Source organism: Micromonospora sp. RHAY321 (genome assembly GCF_023896955.1).
In the GTDB taxonomy this organism is placed as follows: domain Bacteria; phylum Actinomycetota; class Actinomycetes; order Mycobacteriales; family Micromonosporaceae; genus Micromonospora.
Map to the genome: position 1 here is coordinate 204,338 of NZ_JAMHIW010000009.1, position 20,837 is coordinate 225,174.

General features: G+C 70.3%; 14 protein-coding genes. 10 read left to right on the top strand and 4 right to left on the bottom strand.

The genetic code is table 11. From position 1 onward, the window contains the following. Positions 1-22: 22 nt before the first annotated feature. A complete protein-coding gene (locus M8C17_RS20585) occupies positions 23-1,660 on the bottom strand; it encodes an FAD-dependent oxidoreductase (RefSeq protein WP_252418148.1) in 1,638 nt (545 codons plus the stop codon). Continuing rightward, positions 1,657-2,226 (bottom strand): DUF5987 family protein, encoded by a 570-nt coding sequence (locus M8C17_RS20590; protein ID WP_252418149.1) that lies wholly within the window; start codon positions 2,224-2,226, stop codon positions 1,657-1,659. The genes M8C17_RS20585 and M8C17_RS20590 overlap by 4 nt, the downstream gene beginning before the upstream one ends. 244 nt (positions 2,227-2,470) lie before the next feature. Here M8C17_RS20590 and M8C17_RS20595 point away from each other — a divergent pair, with 244 nt between their 5' ends. From M8C17_RS20595 to M8C17_RS20640, 10 genes are all read left to right on the top strand, one after another. Then, positions 2,471-3,058, top strand: coding sequence for a hypothetical protein (locus M8C17_RS20595; protein WP_252418150.1), 588 nt, complete (start codon positions 2,471-2,473; stop codon positions 3,056-3,058). After that, the gene (locus M8C17_RS20600; protein WP_252418151.1) at positions 3,055-3,633 is read left to right on the top strand and encodes a copper resistance protein CopC; all 579 of its coding nucleotides are present in this window, start codon (positions 3,055-3,057) and stop codon (positions 3,631-3,633) included. Before M8C17_RS20595 ends, M8C17_RS20600 begins: the two co-directional genes overlap by 4 nt. 106 nt (positions 3,634-3,739) lie before the next feature. Further along, complete coding sequence (locus tag M8C17_RS20605) at positions 3,740-4,735, top strand: DUF1702 family protein (RefSeq protein ID WP_252418152.1); 996 nt, start codon at positions 3,740-3,742, stop codon at positions 4,733-4,735. Positions 4,736-4,927: 192 nt separating this feature from the next. Continuing rightward, entirely contained in the window at positions 4,928-5,971 is a 1,044-nt protein-coding gene (locus M8C17_RS20610) for a DUF1702 family protein (RefSeq protein WP_252418153.1), read from the top strand. Next, positions 5,968-11,781 carry an SDR family NAD(P)-dependent oxidoreductase gene (locus M8C17_RS20615; protein WP_252418154.1) on the top strand — a complete coding sequence of 1,938 codons (5,814 nt, stop codon included), beginning with the start codon at positions 5,968-5,970 and terminating at the stop codon, positions 11,779-11,781. Before M8C17_RS20610 ends, M8C17_RS20615 begins: the two co-directional genes overlap by 4 nt. Beyond that, positions 11,778-12,218 carry a thioesterase family protein gene (locus M8C17_RS20620; RefSeq protein ID WP_252418155.1) on the top strand — a complete coding sequence of 147 codons (441 nt, stop codon included), beginning with the start codon at positions 11,778-11,780 and terminating at the stop codon, positions 12,216-12,218. The genes M8C17_RS20615 and M8C17_RS20620 overlap by 4 nt, the downstream gene beginning before the upstream one ends. An 18-nt stretch (positions 12,219-12,236) precedes the next feature. Then, positions 12,237-12,773: a flavin reductase family protein gene (locus tag M8C17_RS20625; RefSeq protein ID WP_374558739.1), complete on the top strand. Its 537-nt coding sequence runs from the start codon at positions 12,237-12,239 to the stop codon at positions 12,771-12,773. Beyond that, positions 12,770-14,128: a cytochrome P450 gene (locus M8C17_RS20630; protein ID WP_252418156.1), complete on the top strand. Its 1,359-nt coding sequence runs from the start codon at positions 12,770-12,772 to the stop codon at positions 14,126-14,128. Before M8C17_RS20625 ends, M8C17_RS20630 begins: the two co-directional genes overlap by 4 nt. 340 nt (positions 14,129-14,468) lie before the next feature. Further along, positions 14,469-16,400 carry a CRTAC1 family protein gene (locus tag M8C17_RS20635; protein ID WP_252418170.1) on the top strand — a complete coding sequence of 644 codons (1,932 nt, stop codon included), beginning with the start codon at positions 14,469-14,471 and terminating at the stop codon, positions 16,398-16,400. Beyond that, the gene (locus M8C17_RS20640; protein ID WP_252418157.1) at positions 16,397-17,479 is read left to right on the top strand and encodes an enediyne biosynthesis protein; all 1,083 of its coding nucleotides are present in this window, start codon (positions 16,397-16,399) and stop codon (positions 17,477-17,479) included. The genes M8C17_RS20635 and M8C17_RS20640 overlap by 4 nt, the downstream gene beginning before the upstream one ends. Before the next feature lie 78 nt (positions 17,480-17,557). On the opposite strand, the gene M8C17_RS20645 is transcribed toward M8C17_RS20640, so the two are convergent. After that, positions 17,558-19,057, bottom strand: a complete 1,500-nt coding sequence (locus M8C17_RS20645) for an FAD-binding oxidoreductase (protein ID WP_252418158.1) — start codon at positions 19,055-19,057, stop codon at positions 17,558-17,560. Between the two features lie 211 nt (positions 19,058-19,268). Further along, the gene (locus M8C17_RS20650) at positions 19,269-20,789 is read right to left on the bottom strand and encodes a hypothetical protein (protein WP_252418159.1); all 1,521 of its coding nucleotides are present in this window, start codon (positions 20,787-20,789) and stop codon (positions 19,269-19,271) included. Positions 20,790-20,837: the final 48 nt, after the last annotated feature.

The following is a 20,837-nucleotide window of genomic DNA, read 5'->3' on the forward strand; positions in this document are numbered from 1 at the left end:
GGCCGGCGCCGCCGTGGTGGGATCAGACGGTGTTGGCCACCGCGCGGCGGCCTGCCGTGGCGCCGTCGGGTGACGGCGCACCGTAACGGACGTTGACGCCCCGCGCTCTCGCTGCCGCGACGATTCCGGGCATCGCCCGCTCCGCCAGGGCGGCGATGGTGGACGCCGGATTGACCGTCAACGCCCCCGGGACGGCGGATCCGTCCGTGACGAAGATGCCCGGGTGGTCGCGCAACTCGTGGCGGTCGTCCAGGGCGGACGTCGCCGGATCGTCTCCGATGCGGCACGAGGCGAGCGGATGGACGGTGTACGCGCCGACCAGGTCGTTGGTCCACGGCATCACCCGGGCGAGCCCGTCGCGTTCGAGGATGTCCTTGATCTCCGCGTCGGCGAGGGCCCATCCGCGACGGGTGTTGGCGGTCGGTGTGTACCGCAGCGGGCCGTGCCCGAGCATCTGCTGGGAGAACCGGTTGGCGTTGCCGGTCTCGGGGAGCGGACCAAAGAAACCTTCGTTGTCGTCCTCGGACATGACGAAAATCGTCAGCCAGGACTGCCAGCGCCGGAGCAGCTCCTTTTTCTCCATCCCGAACCAGCTCGGCCCGGTCGCGTCCGGCACCTGCGCGAGGATCGTGCCGAGCGCCGGAGGAAAGTACAGCTGTTCCAGCGAGAATCGCTCATATTCCGGTAGCGAACCGTCGAGGTGGTCCCAGTTCGCCACCGTGGGTCCCCGGCCGATCTGATAGGCCTCGTACGCCTTCCCGCCCTCGCGAGTCAGGCCCAGTACGTCGCGGACGCGATCCTCGTCAAAGACGGCGGTGTTGAGCCGCTCGCCGTTCCCGGAGAAGTACCGGCCCACCGCGTACGGCATCGTGCCGAGTTGGGGCTCCGAGCGCCGCAGGATGACCGGCGTCGCGCCCGCACCGGCCGCCAGAATGACGATCTTCGCGTCGATCTCGCCGGCGTCGTGCAGGACCCGGTAGTCCTCCCCGTCGACGATCCGGTAATGCACGCGATAGCTGCCGTCGTGGTTACGGGTCAGACTCTGCACCTCGTGCAGCGGCCGGATTTCCGCGCCGTACGAGAGCGCGGCCGGCAGGTAGTTGAGGAGGAGCGACCGCTTCGCGTCGAACCGGCAGCCCGCCATCATCCAGTTGCAGTTGGTGCAGAGAGACAGGTCGACCGCGGATGGCGCCGGGTTGGCGGTACGACCCGCGTGGTTACAGGCCGCCGCCCAGAGGCCGCCCGCGTACGGCACCTGGTCCCAGGGGGTCGTCGTGATGGGCAGGGCTTCGGCCACCCGGTCGTACCACGGGTCCAGCGTGTCGCGGGTGATGGTCGCCGGCCACATGGGACGGCCGATGCTTCCCCGCCGGTGGAAGACGAACCGCGGCGCCCGGGGCATGGTGGCGAAGTAGACGACACTGCCACCGCCGACGCAGTTGCCACCCAGCACACTCATGCCGTCACCCACGACGAAGTCGAAGATGCGGGTGAAGGAGCTGCCGAGCTTGTAGTCGTGGTCGAACTCCTCGGCCTGCAGCCACGGTCCCCGTTCCAGGACCGTGACCTTGGCACCTCCGGCGGACAGGTGGTAGGCCGCGATGGCACCACCGAAGCCGCTGCCCACGATGAGGACATCGGTCTTTTCCACAGTGGTCATGATGGGCTGCCCGTCGACGTGGTGTGTGGGTGAAGGTCGGCCAGTTGGCGGCCGTACGAGAAGCGGGGGAAGCGCCACAGGCCGTCCTCCTGGGGCGGGGCGAAGCCGATTCCCAGCAGCCCGGGATGGCCCGTGGAGAGTGCCTCCGTGGTGCTCAGGTGGGCGCCGCTGTCGTACGCCATGTTGCTGAACAGCGCCAGGCCGACCCACATCTGCTTCTCCGGGTGGTCCGGGGCGCACAGCCTCGCCACCAGGGCGGTCCGGTCGGCGAACGACAGCGCGACGAAGGGCGGCACGTCGGCGTCGAGCGTGAGGTCGTGCTCGCGGGCGTACTCCGTGGCGTACTCGTCGAGCTCCATCGCCGCGACCTCGAGCGCCGGAGCGAGCCCGCCCGCCGGGTCTCCCAGGAGCGTGACCGCACCCGCCTCGACCGCGCCGGGGTCGTCGACGACCCCGGCGATCGCCCTGTCCTCCGGCGACCGTTTGGCCCCGGGAACGATGGTGTCCGCGAACGCTTCGAGGACCAGGATCTGGTCCGGATCGTGCTCCGCGTTTCCGAGTGGCACAGGCGTTTCTCCTCTCCGATCTCACACAACGGTGCGGGGCGGGAGCCGGAGACCTCATCTCTGTCGTTGCGGACGTCGCCGCCGGCCGGGCCACGCCCACCCCGGGCTGCGGTGATGCCGGAAGCCGGACGGCCGCGCAATCTGGGAGATGTAGGTGACGGTGGCCTACGGGAGATTGGGGGTTCGGTCGGGACCGGTACGCGGTGCCCGGCCGGGCATCCGGACGTCACGCAGGAGGATCTTGATGGCTGTTGGAAGTGTCCCGCTGCGACGGGACGGTCTCCTGGGAACGCTGAACGGGCGGCACCACCGGACCGGGGTCAACATCTTCATGCTCATCGTCGTCGCGCACTGGGCCGAGCACCTGACACAGGCCTTCCAGATCTGGGCCCTGGGCTGGCCCGTACCGCAGTCCCGTGGCGTCCTGGGGCTGGCCTTTCCCTGGCTGGTGACCTCGGAGTGGCTGCACTACGGCTACGCGATCGTCATGCTGGCCGGGCTGTGGCTGCTGCGCGACGGCTTCAAGGGCCGGGCCAGGACGTGGTGGACCGTCGCACTCGCGATCCAGTTCTGGCACCACATCGAACACCTGCTGCTGCTGATCCAGGCGCAGACCGGCACGCTCTTCTTCGGCAGGACCGTGCCGACCAGCCTGCTGCAACTGGTGCTGCCCCGGGTCGAGCTGCACCTGTTCTACAACTCCGTCGTGTTCCTGCCGATGGTGATCGCCATGGTCTACCACCTGCGGCCGAGCAAGGCCGAGGCGGCGATGGCGACCTGCACCTGCGCTCCGAAGGCGCGGGCCAGTGCGGTGGCTGCGCCCGCGATATGACGTCCACGACAACCACCGAGCCATCCACCTGGCTGACCTGGCATCAGTTGGGTGGATGGCTCATTGCCGCCATCGTCGTCTCCGTGGTGACGCTGGCCGTCGTGGCGGAACCAGCCGCGCTGCGGGTGGTCTCGTCCTACCCCGCCGACCGGGTGGTCCTCGACCGGCCACCCGCGTCGGCGACCGTGTCGCTCGACGGAATGCTCCGCCCGGCGGAATACCACCTGTCGGTCGGTCCCGCCGCCGGAGGCGGCCTGGTCTCCACCACCGCGGCACAGCTCGACGGTCAGTCCCTGGTGGTCCCCCTGCGGATCGTCGAGCCGGGAAACTACCGGATGGTCTACCACGTGCGGCTGGAGGACGGGCGGCAGCTCTCGGGCAGCTCGACGTTCTCGGTCACCACGGCCGGTGATCCGAGCGCGGCGTCGCCGCCGGTCTCGGCCGCACCATCGGACGCCCACGCCCACCAGTTGCACGACGACCCCCTGACGGTCGTGCTGATCGTCGCCGACCTCCTGCTGATCGTCGTACTCGCCGCGGTGTTCGTCCTGCGTCGGCGGCCGCGCGGCGTGTGACGCCGTCCCGGCAGATCGCACGGCAGGAGGCGTCCTCGCAGGATCTGGCGTACGACGATGGCCTCGCGGTCGTCGCCCCGGCGCCGCGAACCCTGAGGAGGACGATGTGCCGACCACCCTCGGCTCCCTGCGTCGGTTGATCCTGACCCCGTCCCTGGTGGAGACCACGTTCTCGCGTCGCGGCTTCCCCGTCGCCGACAACCAGGTCACCCGACGGCTGGAGGCGATACCCCAGGCGGTGATCTGCGGCTTCGAGTGGGGCGTCGACACGCGCAGCCTCTGGGAGTTGGAGCGCCGGCTCGAACTCGTCGACATCGAGATGCGGGGCTTCGCGTACGAGGGCGCGGCGATGGCTCTCACCGTGCTCGACGCGATGGGTACCGGCCGCGCCCAGCTCGCCCGGCAGTTCCTGAGCGGGCCCGCCGTGCCGCACACCTTCCTGACCTACATCGGCATCGGCTTCGCGATGGCCCGCCTGCCGCGTGTCCTCTGGAAGAAGGTGCTGCCGGATCTCACCGGCACGCCGTACTACCCGACGATGAGCTGGCTGGCCGTCGACGGGTACGGCTTCGACAAGGCGTTCTTCCACACCGAGCGGTACGTGACCAGGCAGGAGTTGCTTCCGGCCTATCCGTGGCAGGGTCGGGCCGAGTACTTCCCCCGTGCCGTCGACCAGGGCATCGGCCGGGCACTGTGGTTCATCCACGGCGCCGGCTGCGAGGCGGTCGCCGCAGCCGTCGAACGGTTCACCCCCGGGCGCCACGCCGACCTGTGGAGCGGCGTCGGGCTCGCCGCCACCTTCGCCGGCGGCGCGGACAGCGAACAACTGGTGGCGATGCGAAGCGCCAGCGGTGAGCACGCCCCGCATCTCGCCCAGGGCGCGGTGTTCGCCGCCCGGGCCCGCGACTTCTCCGGGCACGTGCCGCCACACACCGGCGTGGCCGTGGGCGCGCTCACCGGGCTCGACGTCGACGCCGCGGTCGTTCTGGCCGACAAGGTCGCCGACGAGGGCCTCGACTCCCCGACGGAGCCGCCGTACGAGGTCTGGCGCCGCCGGATCCGCGAGTGCTTCCCGGTCGCGGTCGGCGACAGCCCGGCCTAGCGCTCCTCGCGTCTCGACGACGATCACAATTCGCCATTCTTGGCGATTTCCACTATCCGCTTCTCGGCGACGAATAGCCGGATTGTGTATCGGTGCTCACCAAACATGTCTCACGTCGCGCAAACCTGAAGAAGAAAGTCCAGGTAGAGGCAGCAAAGATAGCACCATGGTGGACAGCAATGGAGACCCCGAGTGAGCGCTTTGGCGGCGTTGAGGCGCCGCATTCTCACCCCCGACGTCTCGGAGACGAGGCTCGACGTCCGGGGATTCCACGTGAAGGACGACGCATCCCGGGATCGCCTGGAGACGGTCGGAAGTACCTTCCTCGCGGGCTTCGCCGTGGCGGCCGAGGTCAGTCGGGTCTCCGACGCGACCGAACCGCTGGAGCGGATCCCGTCCAACTTCAAGGGATTCGCGTACGAGGGCGCGGCGATGGCCTTCGCGATCCGTGACGGCCTCCCGCTCGGCGGGCGGCGACACGTTGCCCAGTTCATCGCCGGCGCGGGCGAGCGGCACTCCTACATGGCCTACGTCGGCGTCGGTTGGGCGATGGCGAGGCTGCCGCGGATGTGCTGGTCGGCCCTCTACGGCGACGACCCGCTGCTGCGCTGGCTCGTGCTCGACGGCTACGGGTTCCATCAGGCCTACTTCAAGACAGCGAAGTACGTGCACCAGGCCTACCGGCACCGCGACTTCCCGTGGCCCGCCGACGACACCAGCGGATACGCGCCGCGCGTCATCGACCAGGGCGTCGGCCGTGCCACCTGGTTCGTGGCGGGCACGGACCCGAAGCGGGTCGTGCGGTTCTTCGAGGGGTTCGCCGAGGACCGCCGCCCGGATCTCTACGCGGGTGCCGGCCTCGCCGCCACGTACGCCGGTGGCGCCACCGAGGACGAGCTGAAGTGGTTCCGTGACGCGGCCGCTCCCTACCGCGCGGACCTGGCGCAGGGCGCCGCGTTCGCCGCGGGCGCCCGGCACCTCGCCGGTCTGACGTCGCCGCACAACGAGCTGGCGACGCGGGTGTTCTGCGGGATGTCGGTCGCCGAGGCATCCCGGGTCACCGACGAGGCGCGGGTCGGCCTGACCAACGTCGGAGTGCTGCCGTCCTACGAGGTATGGCGGCAGCGGATCGCCAGCGCGTTCGTGGAATCAGGCCCACCGCGTCGGCATCTGCCGAGCGGTCAGAAGCTCTCAGCGCGGACGCGATCGCCGCAGGAGGAGAACGAAATCAAATGACGAGAATCGCTGTGGTCGGGATGGCGTGCCGCTATCCCGATGCCACCTCACCCACGGAACTGTGGGAAAATATCGTCGCCGGGCGACGCGCTTTTCGCCGACTGCCCGACGTGCGGATGAACCTGGCCGACTACTGGGACCCCGATCCCACGACGCCCGACCGTTTCTACGCGCGCAACGCGGCGGTGATCGAAGGCTACGAATTCGACCGTTCGGCGTACAAGATTCCGGGCAGCGCATTCCGGTCGACGGATCTGACCCACTGGCTCGCCCTCGAGGTCGCCGCGACGGCCCTGGCCGACGCCGGCTTTCCGATGGCCGAAGGGCTGCCCCGGGAGCGCACCTCCGTGATCGTCGGGAACACCCTCACCGGGGAGTTCTCCCGCGCGAGCACGTTGCGCCTCCGCTGGCCGTACGTCCGGCGGGTGGTGGCGACGGCGCTGAAGGACCGGGACTGGGACGACGACCAGCTCGCCGACTTCCTCGGCGGGCTGGAGGAGTCGTTCAAGCGCCCCTTCGCCCCCGTCGACGAGGACACCCTGGCCGGCGGCCTGTCCAACACCATCGCCGGCCGCATCTGCAACCAGTTCGACCTCAAGGGCGGCGGCTACACCGTCGACGGCGCCTGTTCCTCATCCCTGCTGTCGGTGGTGACCGCGTGCAAGAACCTGGTCGACGGCGACGTGGACGTGGCGATCGCCGGTGGCGTCGACCTGTCCATCGACCCCTTCGAGATCATCGGGTTCGCGAAGACCGGTGCTCTCGCCACCGGTGAGATGCGGGTCTACGACCGCGGCTCCAACGGCTTCTGGCCGGGCGAGGGCTGCGGCATGGTCGTGCTGATGCGCGAGGCCGACGCCGTCGAGGCGGGGCACCGCATCTACGCGGTGATCCCGGGTTGGGGCATCTCCTCCGACGGCAAGGGCGGCATCACCCGGCCCGAGATCGGCGGCTACCGGCTCGCCCTGCGGCGGGCCTACGAGCGCAGCGGCTTCGGCGTCGACACCGTCGGGCTGTTCGAGGGCCACGGCACGGGCACCCGCGTGGGCGACCACACCGAGCTGACCGCCCTGTCGCAGGCCCGGCTCGCCGCCAACCCCGATGCGCCGCCCGCGGCGATCAGCTCCATCAAGGGGATGATCGGCCACACGAAGGCTGCCGCCGGCGTGGCCGGTCTCATCAAGGCCGCCCTGGCCGTGCACCACGAGGTGGTGCCACCGGCCATCGGCTGCGTCGACCCGCACGAGATCTTCACCGAGGGCACGCCGGCGCTGCGCGTCCTGCGTCGTGCCGAAGCCTGGCCGGCGGACCTTCCGGTGCGGGCCGGCGTCACGGCGATGGGCTTCGGTGGCATCAACACCCACGTCGTGCTCGAAGGCCAACGGCCGCGCCGCCGCACCCGGCTGACCGGCGCTACCCGGGCGCTCGCCGCCTCCGCTCAGGACGCCGAGCTGCTCGCCGTCGACGCCCGCTCGCCGCAGGACCTCGCGGCCCGTCTGAACCAGCTCATCGACTACGTGCCGATGCTGTCCTACGCGCAGCTCGCCGACCTGGCCGTCACCCTGCACCGGGAGCTCCGTGGCCTGCCGTTCCGAGCGGTGGTCGTGGCGACCTCGCCGGAGGACGCGGTGCGGCGGTTGACCCGGGTGCGGGAGGCCGTCGAGTCGGGCGAGACGTCGATGCTCAGCGGCGACGGTCGCTCTCTGCTCGGCCACGCCAGCGGGCCGGCCCGGGTCGGTTTCCTCTTCCCCGGGCAGGGGTCCGGACGGGGCATGAGCGGCGGGGCGCTACGCCGGCGGTTCGCCGAGGTCGAGGAGGTCTACCTCAACTCCGGCCTGCCGAGCAAGGGAGACGTCGTCGCCACCGAGGTCGCGCAGCCGCGGATCGTCACGGGGGCCGCCGCCGGCCTGCGCGCGCTCAGCCTGCTCGGCATCGACGCCACCGTGGCGGTCGGGCACAGCCTCGGCGAGATCGCGGCCCTGCACTGGGCCGGCGCCATCGACGAGGAGACGCTGCTGCGGATCGCCGGTGTCCGTGGCCGCACCATGGCGCAGCACAGTTCGTCCGGCACGATGGCCGGCGTCAGCGCCGCCCCGGAGGCCGTCGAACCCCTCATCGCCGACCTGCCGGTCGTCATCGCCGCGTACAACGGTCCGGCCCAGACGGTCGTCGCCGGCACGGTCGACGCGGTCCGGGCGGTGTGCGATCGGGCGACCGCCGCCGGTCTCAACGCCCGGGTCCTGCCGGTGTCGCACGCGTTCCACTCCCCGCTGGTGGCGCCGGCCGCGTCCGCCTTCGCGTCCGCGCTGGGCACGGAGCGTCTCGGCCCGGTGGAGCGAAAGGTGATCTCCACCGTCACCGGCGACGTGCTCGCCGCCGACACGGACATCACCGAGCTGCTCCACCGGCAGATCACCGACCCGGTGCTGTTCACGCAGGCCGTGGCGCTCGCGGCGAAGAACGTCGACCTGTTCGTCGAGGTCGGACCCGGTCGGGTGCTGACCGGCCTCGCCTCCGGTGTCGCCGAGGTGCCCGCCGTGGCGCTGGACACCGACGACGAGTCCCTCGCGAGCCTGTTGACGGTCGCCGGCGCGGCGTACGTCGTCGGTGCCGCCCCGCTCGAGAGCGCGCTGTTCGACGGCCGCCTGACCCGGCCGCTCGAGGTCGGCGCCCCGATGACCTTCCTCGCGAGCCCTTGCGAGCAGGCGCCGACCGTCGACCTCCCGGCCGCGCGAACCGTCGCGCCGCCGGCAGAGAAGGCCACGCAGGCGACCCCGGCGCCGGGAGTCGAGATGCCCGGGTCTGCGGAGTCGTCGGAGGACCTGCTGCGGCGGCTCGCCGCCCAGCGGGCGGAACTGCCGCTCGACCTCGTCCGGCCGGACAGCCGACTCCTCGACGACCTGCACCTCAGCTCCATCACCGTGGGTCAGGTCGTCAACCAGCTCGCACAGCAGCTCGGAGTTCCGCCGGCGCGGGTGCCGACGAACTTCGCCATGTCGACCGTCCGGGAACTCGCCACGGCACTCGACGAACTCGTCGACACCACGGCCGGCGGCGCGGCCGACGCACCCCCGTACGTCGTCGGCGCGGCATCGTGGTCGCGACCGTGGCGGGTCGACCTCGACGCCGTACCGGTCGGGCCGCGCTCGGCACCGGAGGGCACCGGGTCGTGGCACGTCCACGCCCCGGCCGAGCACCCCCTCGCCGAGCGTCTGCGGGCCGAGCTGCACCGGGCGTCGGTCGGCGGTGGCGTCCTGGTGTGCCTGCCGGAGCAGTGTGGCGAGGCTGATCTGCAACACGCCCTGGACGGCGCGAAGCGGGCGTTGGCGGGCGAGCCCGGCAGCCGCTTCGTGCTCGTGGGCAACGGGCGTGGCGCCGCCGCCATCGCCAGGACCCTCCGGCTGGAGGCGCCGCACCTGAGGGTGACCATCGTCCACCTCCCGGCCGACGCCGCGGCGGTCGAGCGGGTCGTTGCCGAGGTGGCCTCGACGGTCTCCTTCACCGAGGTCGTCTACGGCAGCGACGGCGTCCGTCGCGTACCGACGATGCGTGCCATGCCGGTGCGCGCCGACCGGTGGGAGTCCCCGCTGGGCGCTGAGGACGTGCTGCTCGTCACCGGCGGCGGCAAGGGCATCACCGCCGAGTGCGCCCTCACCATCGCCGTGGACAGCAAGGCCCGCCTCGCGCTGCTCGGTCGCTCGGACCCGTCCGAGGACCAGGAGCTGGCGGCGAACCTGGACCGGATCCGGCTCGCGGGGGTGACCGTCAGGTACGCGCGTGCCGATGTCACCGACGCGGATTCGGTACGCCGTGCGGTGGCGGAGCTGACCGCCGAGCTGGGCCCCGTCACCGCCGTCCTGCACGGCGCGGGCCGCAACGAGCCGGCGGGACTGACCAGCCTGGGCATCGACGACTTCCGCCGGACCCTCGCGCCGAAGATCGACGGCCTGCGCGCGGTGCTGGACGCCGTCGACCCGGCGCGGCTGCGTCTGCTGGTCACCCTCGGCAGCATCATCGGCCGCGCCGGCCTGCGCGGGGAGGCCCACTACGCGACCGCCAACGACTGGCTGGCCGAGGAGACCCGGGCGTTCGGCGAACGGTTCCCGGAATGCCGGACCATCTGCATGGAGTGGTCGGTCTGGTCGGGTGTCGGCATGGGGGAGCGGCTCTCGGTCGTGGAAGCCCTCAGCCGCGACGGGGTCACGCCCGTCACCCCGGAGCAGGGCCTGTCCATCCTGCGGCGGCTGGTGAACGACCCCGAGGCGCCCAGCGTCGTGGTCATCAGCGGGCGCACCGAGGGCATCGACACCGTCCGCAAGGACCTGCCCGAACTGCCGCTGCTGCGCTTCGTCGACCGCGTGCTGGTCCGCTATCACGGCGTCGAGCTCGTGGCCGAGGCCGACCTCAACGTCGGTACCGACCGTTACCTCGCCGACCACCTGCTCGACGGGAACCTGCTCTTCCCCGCCGTGTTCGGCATGGAGGCGATGGCCCAGGTCGCGCAGGCGGTCACCGGATCCACCGTCGTGCCGGTCATCGAGGACGCCGAGTTCGTGCGGCCGATCGTCGTACCGCAGCAGGGCAGTACCCGGATCCGCGTGGCCGCCGTGGTGACCGACGACGACGTGGTGCGGGTGGCCATCCGCAGCGAGGAGACCAACTTCACGGCGGACCACTTCACCGCGACGCTGCGACTCTCCGCCACGGAGCCGGCGGACGGGCCACCCGACCAGGTCGACGACGGCGGCGATCCGGTCCCGCTGTCCCCGATGGACGACCTCTACGGTCAACTGCTGTTCCAGGGTGACCGGTTCCAGCGGCTGCGCCGCTTCCACCGGTCCGCCGCCCGCCATGTCGACGCGGACGTCGAAGCGCTCGACGTCGACTGGTTCGCGCCCTACGCCGCGGCGGAACTGCGCCTGGGCGATCCGGGAGTGCGGGACGCGCTCATGCACGGCAACCAGGTCTGCGTACCGCACGCGACGCTGCTGCCGGCCGGTGTGGCTCGCATCCATCCCGGCGGCCCCGCCCTGGCGGCCGCTCGCGCCCTGCGCTACTGCGCGACCGAACGCAGCCGGGACGGCGACACCTACGTGTACGACATCGCCCTGCGGGACGAGAACGGCACCGTGGTGGAGCGGTGGGAGGGACTGCGGCTGCAGGCGGTCCGCAAGCAGGACGGTCGCGGCCCCTGGGTGGCACCGTTGCTCGGCCCCTTCCTGGAGCGTGCCATCGGCGATCTGACCGGCGCCCGGGTGGCCGTCGCCGTCGAACCCGACGACGCGCACCCCGACGATGCCGCACCGGGTGGTCACGTCGCCCGGCGCCGCGCCCGCACGGCCGTCACCGCGAGCCGGGCCTACGGCCGCCGGGTCGAGGTGAACTACCGGCCGGACGGGCGTCCCGAGGTACGCGGCGAGGCGCCGATGTCGGCCGCCCACGGCGCCGGCGTGACGGTCGTCGTCACCGGTGCCGGCACGGTCGGATGTGACGTGGAGACCGTCGTGTCGCGTACGGAGCAGGAATGGTCCGGCCTCCTGGGCCACCACGCCAGCCTCGCCGCGCAGGTCGCCAAGGACACCGGCGAGGACGCGGACACCGCCGCGACGCGCGTCTGGACCGCCGTCGAGGCGCGGCACAAGGCCGGGCTGCCACCGGACTCCCCGTTGACCGTCGCCGCGGTGCCCAGCGACGGATGGGTCTCGTTCCAGAGCGGTGACGTACGGATCACGACGTTCGTCACCGCCCTCCGTGACCTCGACACCCCTGTCGTCTTCTCGATCCTCACCGAAGGGAACGCCGCGCGATGACGCTCGTCTACTACGAGATCCGGCACATCGTCGGCTTCGAGGAGACCAACCTCGTGGGGAACGTCTACTACGTCAACTACCTGCGCTGGCAGGGCCGCTGCCGGGAGATGTTCCTCAAGGACAAGGCGCCGGAGGTCCTGGCGGACCTCCGCGGCGACCTGAAGCTGTTCACCCTCAAGGTCGAATGCGAGTTCTTCACGGAGATCACCGCCTTCGACGAGCTCGCCATCCGCATGCGTCTACTGGACGTGGCGCAGACACAGCTCGAGTTCGGTTTCGACTACGTACGGCTGACCCCGGACGGCGGCGAGACGCTCGTCGCCCGGGGGGCCCAGCGGGTGGCGTGCATGCGTGGACCCAACACCCGCACCGTCCCCACCCGAGTACCGGAGCCTTTGGAGCGCGCACTGGCCCCGTACTGGAGCGCACGTGTGTAGCACCCCGCAGGAGGTCTCGTGAACGCCCATCCCAAACCGGTCGAGGAACTCATCGACCCGAAGCTGCTCCGACGCGTCTACGGCGCGTTCGCGACTGGCGTGACCGTCGTGACGGTCGGCGGGCAGAACCCTCACGCGATGACCGCGAACTCGTTCACCGCGGTCTCGCTCGATCCCGCACTCGTGCTGGTGTGCGTCGAACGGAACGCCATCATGCACCGGGCGCTGCTCGACGGCCGGAACTTCGGCGTGTCGGTGCTCGCCTCCGACCAGGAGGAGGTGGCGCTGTACTTCGCCGACCGTCGCCGACCACTCGGCGCCGCGCAGTTCGAGTACGGCACCTGGCGTACGGGTGAGCACACGGGCGCGCCACTGCTCGAGGGCGCGGTCGCCCACCTCGAGTGCGAGCTGTGGCGGGCCTACGACGGCGGCGACCACACCATTTTCCTCGGCCGCCTCCTGGCGCTCGAACGGCATGTCGACGACGACGGTCTGCTGTTCCTGTGCGGCAAGTTCCGCGGACTCGACCAGCTTCCCGCGAAGGTGACGACATGACGACGCCCCGACGTGCCGGGCCGACACCACCGGGACCGCCGCGGACCGCGGCGCTGACGATGCTGGCGGTCATGACCCGCGACCGGCTGGGCATGATGACCTCCGCGGCGGCCAGGTACGGCGACGCGTCCCGCCTGCCGGTGGGGCACAAGGCCCTGTACTTCTTCAACCATCCCGACTACGCCAAGCACGTCCTCGCGGACAACGCGGCCAACTACCACAAGGGGATCGGCCTGGTGCACGCCCGGCGCGCTCTCGGCGACGGCCTGCTCACCAGTGAGGGCGAGCTGTGGCGCAAGCAGCGCAAGGTGATCCAGCCCGCGTTCCAGAGCCGACGGATCGCCGCCCAGGCGGGAGCCGTCGCCGCGGAGGGCGCGGCGCTGGTCGACCGGCTGCGCATGCGGGGCCGGCACGGGCCCGTCGACGTACCGACCGAGATGACCGGGCTGACGCTCGGCGTACTGGGTCGCACGTTGCTCGACGCCGACCTGTCCCGGTTCGCCTCCATCGGCGGCGACTTCGCCGCCGTACAGGACCAGGCGATCTTCGAGCTGGAGACCCTCTCCGCAGTGCCACCCTGGATCCCGCTGCCCAAGCAGATGCGGTTCCGGGCGGCCCGTCGGCGCCTGCAGCGGATCGTGGACCAGCTCGTCGGTGAGCGCACCGGGCACACCAACGACCGCGACGACGTGCTCTCCCGCCTCATCCTGTCGGCCAACCGGGAGGACGACCCACGGGTCGGACGCGAGCGGCTCCGCGACGAGCTGGTGACCCTCTTGCTCGCCGGGCACGAGACCACCGCCAGCACGCTCAGCTGGTCGCTGTACCTCGTCGACCGGCATCCCGAGGTACGCGAGAAGCTGCGCGCCGAGGCGCTCGAGGTGCTGGGCCACGGCCTGCCCACCTTCGACGACCTGACACGGCTGCGCTACACGGCGATGGTGGTCGAGGAGGTCATGCGGCTGTATCCACCGGTGTGGCTGCTACCGCGCAAATCCCTGGAGCCGGACCAGGTCGGTGACTATCACGTTCCCGCCGGTGCGGACGTGCTGATCAGTCCTTTCACACTGCACCGGCACCCCAGTTTCTGGAAGGATCCCGACCGGTTCGACCCGGAAAGGTTCGCGCCGTCGGCCACCAACGACAGGCCGCGATACGCCTACATTCCGTTCGGCGCGGGGCCCCGATTCTGTGTCGGTAACCACCTCGGCATGATGGAGGCCGTCTTCGTCCTCGCCATGCTGATGAGGGATCTGCGTCTCACCGCGGTCGGCGGCCGGGTGGTCCAGCCGGAACCGATGCTCTCGTTGCGCATCAAGGGCGGCCTGCCGATGACGGTGACCCCGCTGCAGTAGACGCACCGGAGCCGACAAGGAACGGTCGCGTGACGCTCCGCGTCCGCGACCGTTCCTTGCCATTTCAGAACAGACAGCGGCCCTATCGGCTGTCCATTGATTCCTACTTCATTCGTGCGGCAGTTCCGGACGCTGGTTTCGGAAGCACGAAACGAGAAGACTTCCCGCTTCCGCGGCAGTGACCATAAGCGTTGTCTGCGGATCGCTCGGACCCGTGGACATTTGCCAATCGGCGATCCGTCCGGAAACGACGGACCATGTCCGAGCCCTTCCATCCCGAGGGGGACCGTTGCCACCGGAACCAGTTGGCCTCGCACGACGACTCATCACGCCCGTGTTGGTGCTCGTGCTCGTCGGCACGCTCTTCACCGTCTCCCGACTGCCCAGCGCCTCCGCCGAGACACGTGCCGCGATCGCCTCGCGGTTCTCGTTCACGGAGCTCCCGATCGCGCTGCCACCCGGCCTGCCGCAGAGGGAGGTGCGCGTCGTCAATCCGAAGTACGAGCACATCAAGTCGTGGGTGTCGTCCGTCGGTGCGGCGATCGCCATCAACGACTTCGACGGCGAGGGCAGGCCCAACGACATGTGCCTCGTTGACACCCGGACCGACTCGGCCATCGTCACCCCGGTACCGGGTGGCGGCGCCACCTACGAACCCTTCGTCCTCAACCCGGCGCCGCTGCCGATGGGCCCCGCGATCTCGCCGATGGGTTGCGTGCCCGGTGACTTCAACCTCGACGGCAAGCTGGACCTGCTCGTCAACTACTGGGGCCGGACGCCCGTGCTGTTCCTGCAGAAGCAGAGCTCGACGAAGGTCGCGCTGGAGTCGTTCCACCCGTACGAGCTGATCCCGCAGGAGCAGACGACCGACGGCGTCTATCACGGCCCCCTGTGGAACACCAACGCCGTCGCGGTCGCCGACTTCGACGGCGACGGCCGGCCGGACATCGGCATCTTCAACTACTTCCCGGACAGCGCCGTCCTCGACCCGAACGGCCACCCGACGGTTCAGATGAACCACTCGATGTCGCGGGCCACGAACGCCGGCGGAGCCCACGTCCTGCGGTGGACGTCGGCCAGCTCGGGCGACCAGCCGACCGCGGTGTACAAGGAGCAGCCGGCGATCGACCCCCGGTACTCGTCGGGGTGGACCCTCGGCGCCGGGTCGGCCGACCTCGACGGCGACCTGCTCCCGGAGCTCTACCTGGCCAACGACTTCGGCCACGACCGCTTCTTCCACAACGTGTCCAGGCCGGGCCAGATCAGGTTCGAACTCGCCGAGGGCCGGCGGGGCGCACTCACCCCGAAGTCCCTGGCACTCGGCAACGACTCGTTCAAGGGCATGTCGGTCGAGTTCGGTGACCTTGAGGGGCGCGGCAAGTTCGACATGTTCGTCAGCAACATCACCCAGGAGTGGGGGCTGGAGGAGAGCAACTTCCTCTGGATGAACAACTCCACCTCGCCCGAGGACGCCAGGGCGAAGATGGAGGACGGCGTCGCGCCGTTCGACAACAAGGCGGCGCGCAAGAACCTCGCCTGGGTCGGCTGGGGCTGGGACTCCAAGATGGGCGACTTCGACAACAGCGGGCAGCCGGCCATCATCCAGGCCACCGGCTTCGTCAAGGGCACCATCAACCGGTTCAACTGGCTGCAGGAGCTCGCGATGAGCAACGACCTGCTCCTGGCCGAGCCGGACATGTGGCCGAAGGCCGTACCGGGCGTCGACATCTCCGGGTCGAACCCGATCGCCTTCTGGGTACGCGAGGACAACGGCCGGTACGTCAACATCAACAAGGAACTCGGCATCGCCGAGGAGATCCCGACCCGGGGCATCGCGATCGGCGACGCCGACGGCGACGGTGGGCAGGACTGGGCCGTCGCCCGCCAGTGGGCCGCGCCCGCGTACTACCGCAACAACAACTCCGGCGACGGTGACTTCCTGGGGCTGCGGCTCCACCGACCGACGCTCGGCGGGACCGCCTCGCCGGGCGAGGGCCCGGGCGGACTGTCGCCCGCGTACGGCGCCCAGGTGCGCATCGTCACCGCCGACGGCCGGGTGCAGCTCGCGCAACTCGACGGCGGCGGCGGCCACTCCGGCAAGCGCAGCTTCGACGTCTTCTTCGGCCTCGGTGACAGCGGCGACAAGCCGGTCTCCGCCGAGATCGTGTGGCGCGACCTGGGCGGTGTTGTGCACAAGCAGAAGCTCGACCTGAACACCGGTTGGCACGACCTGGTGCTGACCTCCGACGCGCAGGAGTTGACTACGCGATGACCGACGTCAGACACACCACGGACGAGAGGGTGACCGCCACCGGTGCTGTGACGGAGGGCAAGCCCGTCGTCGACGGCGCACAACCGGTGCGGGGCAGCACTGCCAACGGAAGGGGCCCAGGGGTCGCCGGGGAGCCGCCCCCGGTGCCCCGGGTGGACAGGCGGGACCCGCGCTACATCGCGCTGCGCAACTTCGCGATCTCGATGTCGATCTTCAACATCCTCGGCTACACGGTGCTCGGCTTCGAACAGCCGTGGACGTGGCCGCTGTTCGCACTCGCGGTCGGCTACACCGCCGAGATCCTCATCGAGTGGGTGTCCGCACGCGCGCACAAGCGCCGTCCTGGATACTCCGGCAACGGCATGTGGGGCCTCTACACCTTCCTGCTGCCGACGCACATCACCGCGCTCGCGGCCAACATGCTGCTGTACGCCAACGAGATGTTCCTGCCGATCGCCTTCGCGGTCGTGGTCGCCGTCGCCCAGAAGGCGGTGCTCCAGGCGCCGATCAACGGTCGGATGCGGCACTTCATGAACCCGTCCAACTTCGGCATCACGATCGCGTTGCTGGCCTTCGGCTGGGTCAACGTCGCACCGCCGTACCACTTCACCGAGAACGTGCCCGACGTCATCAGCCTCGCGGTGCCCATGATCATCCTCACGGCTGGCACGGTCCTCAACGCGATGCTGACGAAGAAGATCCCGCTCATCGTCGGCTGGGTGGGTGCGTTCATCATCCAGGCGCTGATCCGGCACTGGGTGTGGGACGTCGCGCTCTGGGCCTCGCTGGGGACGATGACCGGTGTCGCCTTCGTGCTCTTCACCAACTACATGATCACCGACCCGGGTACGACGCCGTCGAAGCCGAAGTGGCAGTTCATGTTCGGCGTCAGCGTGGCCATGGTGTACGGCGCGCTGATGGTCTTCAACGTCGTCTACACGTTGTTCTTCGCGGTCTGCATCGTCTGCGGTGCCCGCGGTCTGTTCTGGTGGGGCAAGTGGTTCGCGGAACGGAGGAGGGCCCGCGTCACCGCCCCCGCACCGGCCGCCGTACCGGACGGGATCGCGCTGGCGCGCTGATTCCACCGCTCTGACGAGTGCTCGCAGGGTCGACGGCGTGGCTGCAACCCACGCCGTCGACCCTGCGCCGTCAACCGGTCAGTCCGTTGCGGGCGGGATGCTCTGCTCGTACTGGAAGACGTTGTGGGGGTCGTACTTCGCCTTGATCTTGCGCAGCCGCTGGAAGTTGTCTCTCCAGTAGGCGCGTTCCCACTCCGCCATTCCGATGTTCGGCACGTTGACGTAGGCGCCGTTCACGTAGGGCCGCAGCGCCTGGCTGAACTCGGCGATCCAGGCCTGCGCGATCGGGGTCGTGGCCTCGCCGCTGTCCGGCTCCCCACGGGTGCCCCAGCCCACGCCGGGCTCGGAGTAGAAGAGCGCGTCGCGATGCGGGAACGCTGTGCCACCGAAGGGCTCACTCCTCTGAGCGCCCTTGCCGAAGGCCTGGGTGAAGAAGTTGCTGTCCTCCGAGGGCGCGTCCTCCATGAATGCGCGGATCAGGCTGATCGCCTTCGTCGGGAACGGCTCGCTGGTGAACTGCGAGAAGAACTTCCAGTTCGCGGGCTCGTCCTCGGTCGGAATCTGGAACCCCGCATAGGTGTCGCCCCAACCCCCGATCTGCACGGTGACCTGCGGGTTGCCGATCGAGAGGAGCGGTGCGAGCAGCTTGCGCGCCTCTGCCTCCGATCCCTCCGCGAGAACCCCGAAGAGCAGGATCTGGGCTGGGTGGACCTCGAGTTGGGTGCCCAGGCGGGGGTCGGTGAACGGTGCCGTGCGCTGCCAGGTGTCGAAGACGCCCTGCAGATCGTCGAGCCCGTCCCAGGTGGCCTGCAGGTAGGCGACACTCCGCAGTGGAGCCGCCTTGTAGGTGAGAGAGGTGACGATCCCGAAGTTGCCGTTCCCCGCCCCCCGCAGCGCCCAGAGCAGGTCCGCGTTGTGCCACGGGTCCACCTCGATCGCCTTCGCGCCGTCGGCGCCCGCGGCGACCACGATCTCCGCACCGATCAGGTTGTCGCAGGCCATGCCGAGGTAGCGGGTGAGGAAGCCGAAGCCACCGCCGAGCGTCGCGCCGGACAGGCCGACGCTGCCCTCCGTGCCGGTGGTGACCGCGAGGTCGTACTCGCCCAGGGTGGTCACCGCCTCCAACTGGTTGAGCCCGGCGCCGACCTTCGCGGTGCGAGCGGCCGTGTCGACGTGGACCGACTTCAGCTCGCTGACGTCGATCACGATCCCGTTGTCCACGTTCGACCAGCCCTCAAGGCTGTGGCGGCCACTGCGTACCCGCAGCGCGACGTCGTTCTGCCGTGCCCACGTGAGGGCGTTGACCACGTCCTGGGTCTCCTGAGCGAACACGATGACCAGCGGATAGCGAACGAACAGCTCATCCCAGCCGAGGCTCGCCTCCGCGTAGTCGGGGCTCTGCGGACGGACGATGCGACCGGTCAGCGTCGCCGGCGGGTATTTCTCGCCGGACGACCAACCCGGACCGTCGGCCGCGACGGCCGGCGCTCCCGCGCCCATGATGCCCGGGAGAACAACCGACCCGGCGCCGACGGCCGCCGTCGCCTTGAGAATTTCGCGACGAGAAAGGTCGCGCATGATCCATGTCCTCTCGATCGGAATGCGCGCAGTATTCGACCAAGAGAACCGTTGCCCTCCGGCTCGCGCGAAACTCACGCTATTACGGGAGCCGTCGTGGGAGATCTGAGATCTTGTCGCAGAACCCGGTCGGGTGATACCGGACTTCTCGCCCCACACCACGCCGGACACCCCGGCGTGGTGTGGTTTGCGGACGGCCGACGCCTGCCCGTCAGCCGCCAACGAGGTCGAACCGCTCCCATGGGCCGATCGCGGTCCGGTTGGCGATCAGGGGCGCGGCCCCGGCGTTCTCGGCGACCACGTACCGGTCGTTCACCGCGGCGCGCAGGCTCACGCTTCCGTCGCCGTGGCGAACCAGGTGGAACGTCTCCCACCGGCCGACCGCCGTCCGGTTCGCGATCAGCGGCGCCGCCCCGGCGTCCTCCGCGGTCACGTACCGGCCGTTGGCACGGGCGCGCAGCGCCACGGTGCCGCCGCCGATGTCGGTGAGGTCGAACTGTTCGGCCGGGCCGATCGCCGTCTGGTTGGCGATCAACGGTGCCGTGCCGCCGGACGCCGCGCTGACGTACCGGCCGTTGGCCTGGGCTCGCAGGCTCACCGGCCGCTCCGGGTTCGGCGCCGGGTCGACCGAGGGGTCGAAACGGTTGGCCCAGTACCGGGTGCGTTCCAGGTAGGCGGTCTGGGCGGCGGTACCGGTCCGCCCGTACGCGCCGGAGTACGTCAGGTAGCCGTGCCCGGCCGGCGGGTTCGCGCTCGCCGGCTCGATCGTCGAGCCCTCGTGCCACTCGTTGAACGAGGTGATGGAGACCCAGGTCGGCGGGCCGCCGTGCGACGTGCTCAGGGCGTTGGTCCACTGCTGGTCGTACATGGCACCGTTGGCCCGGTCGATCGTGGGTGTGGTGTTGCCCGGGACGGCACGGTCGTCGAGGTAGCCCGGGGCCACCGAGGGCGCCCAGACCAGGCCGTTGGCCCGGCAGAACGCGCTCGCGGTGGCCCAGCCGGGGGCGGTCGCCCCGGCGATCCCGTCGTAGGTGTACATCCCGCCGAAGTGGGCGACCTTGGTCGTGTCGGTGGTCTGGGCCAGCACGATGCTGGTGTCGCGGACCTGGGCCAGCGGCGACCAGTCGCTGATGCGCAGGCTCTCGAAGACGTAGAACGGCGCGCGGTTGCCGTGCGCCGCGTCCCGGTGGAACGCCGGGTGGCTGCCGTAGCGGTCGTGGAGGTACCTGATGTCGGCGACGGTCGAGGCGGCCGTCCGGCCCGCGTACGGCTCCAGGTGCCAGGCGACCCGAAGGCCGTACGCGGCGGCCGCGTCGAGCACGATCGGGGTCAGGTTGTCCTCGTACGAGCCTTGGCCCCACCAGCTGTGCACGAGCACACCGACCCCGGCGTCCCGGATCCACGCCATGTGCTGGCGCACCGTGGCCGGGTCGCCGGAGTCGTACGGGCCCAACGTCGGGTAGAAGTTCGCGCCGATGTCCTGCGGTGGGGTGTGGCCGCCCTGCGGCCAGTGCCGGTAGCTGCCGGCGACGCTGGGGTTGCCGTACCAGGAGTAGTAGAAGATGTGCACGTTGCTGGCGGTCGCGGCCATGGGTGCGGCCGCGCCGGTGGCGGTGGGCGGCTGCGGGGCCGCGTGGGCGCTCGGGGTGGCGGCGACGGCGAGGACCGCGGCCGCGGTGGCGACCACCGCGGTCAGGTACGACCAGAGCCGCCGTCGGGGGTGTGCGGACACGGGACCCTCCTTTCCGAGGGTCTTGGGGGGCCGACCGGTGCTGCGGTG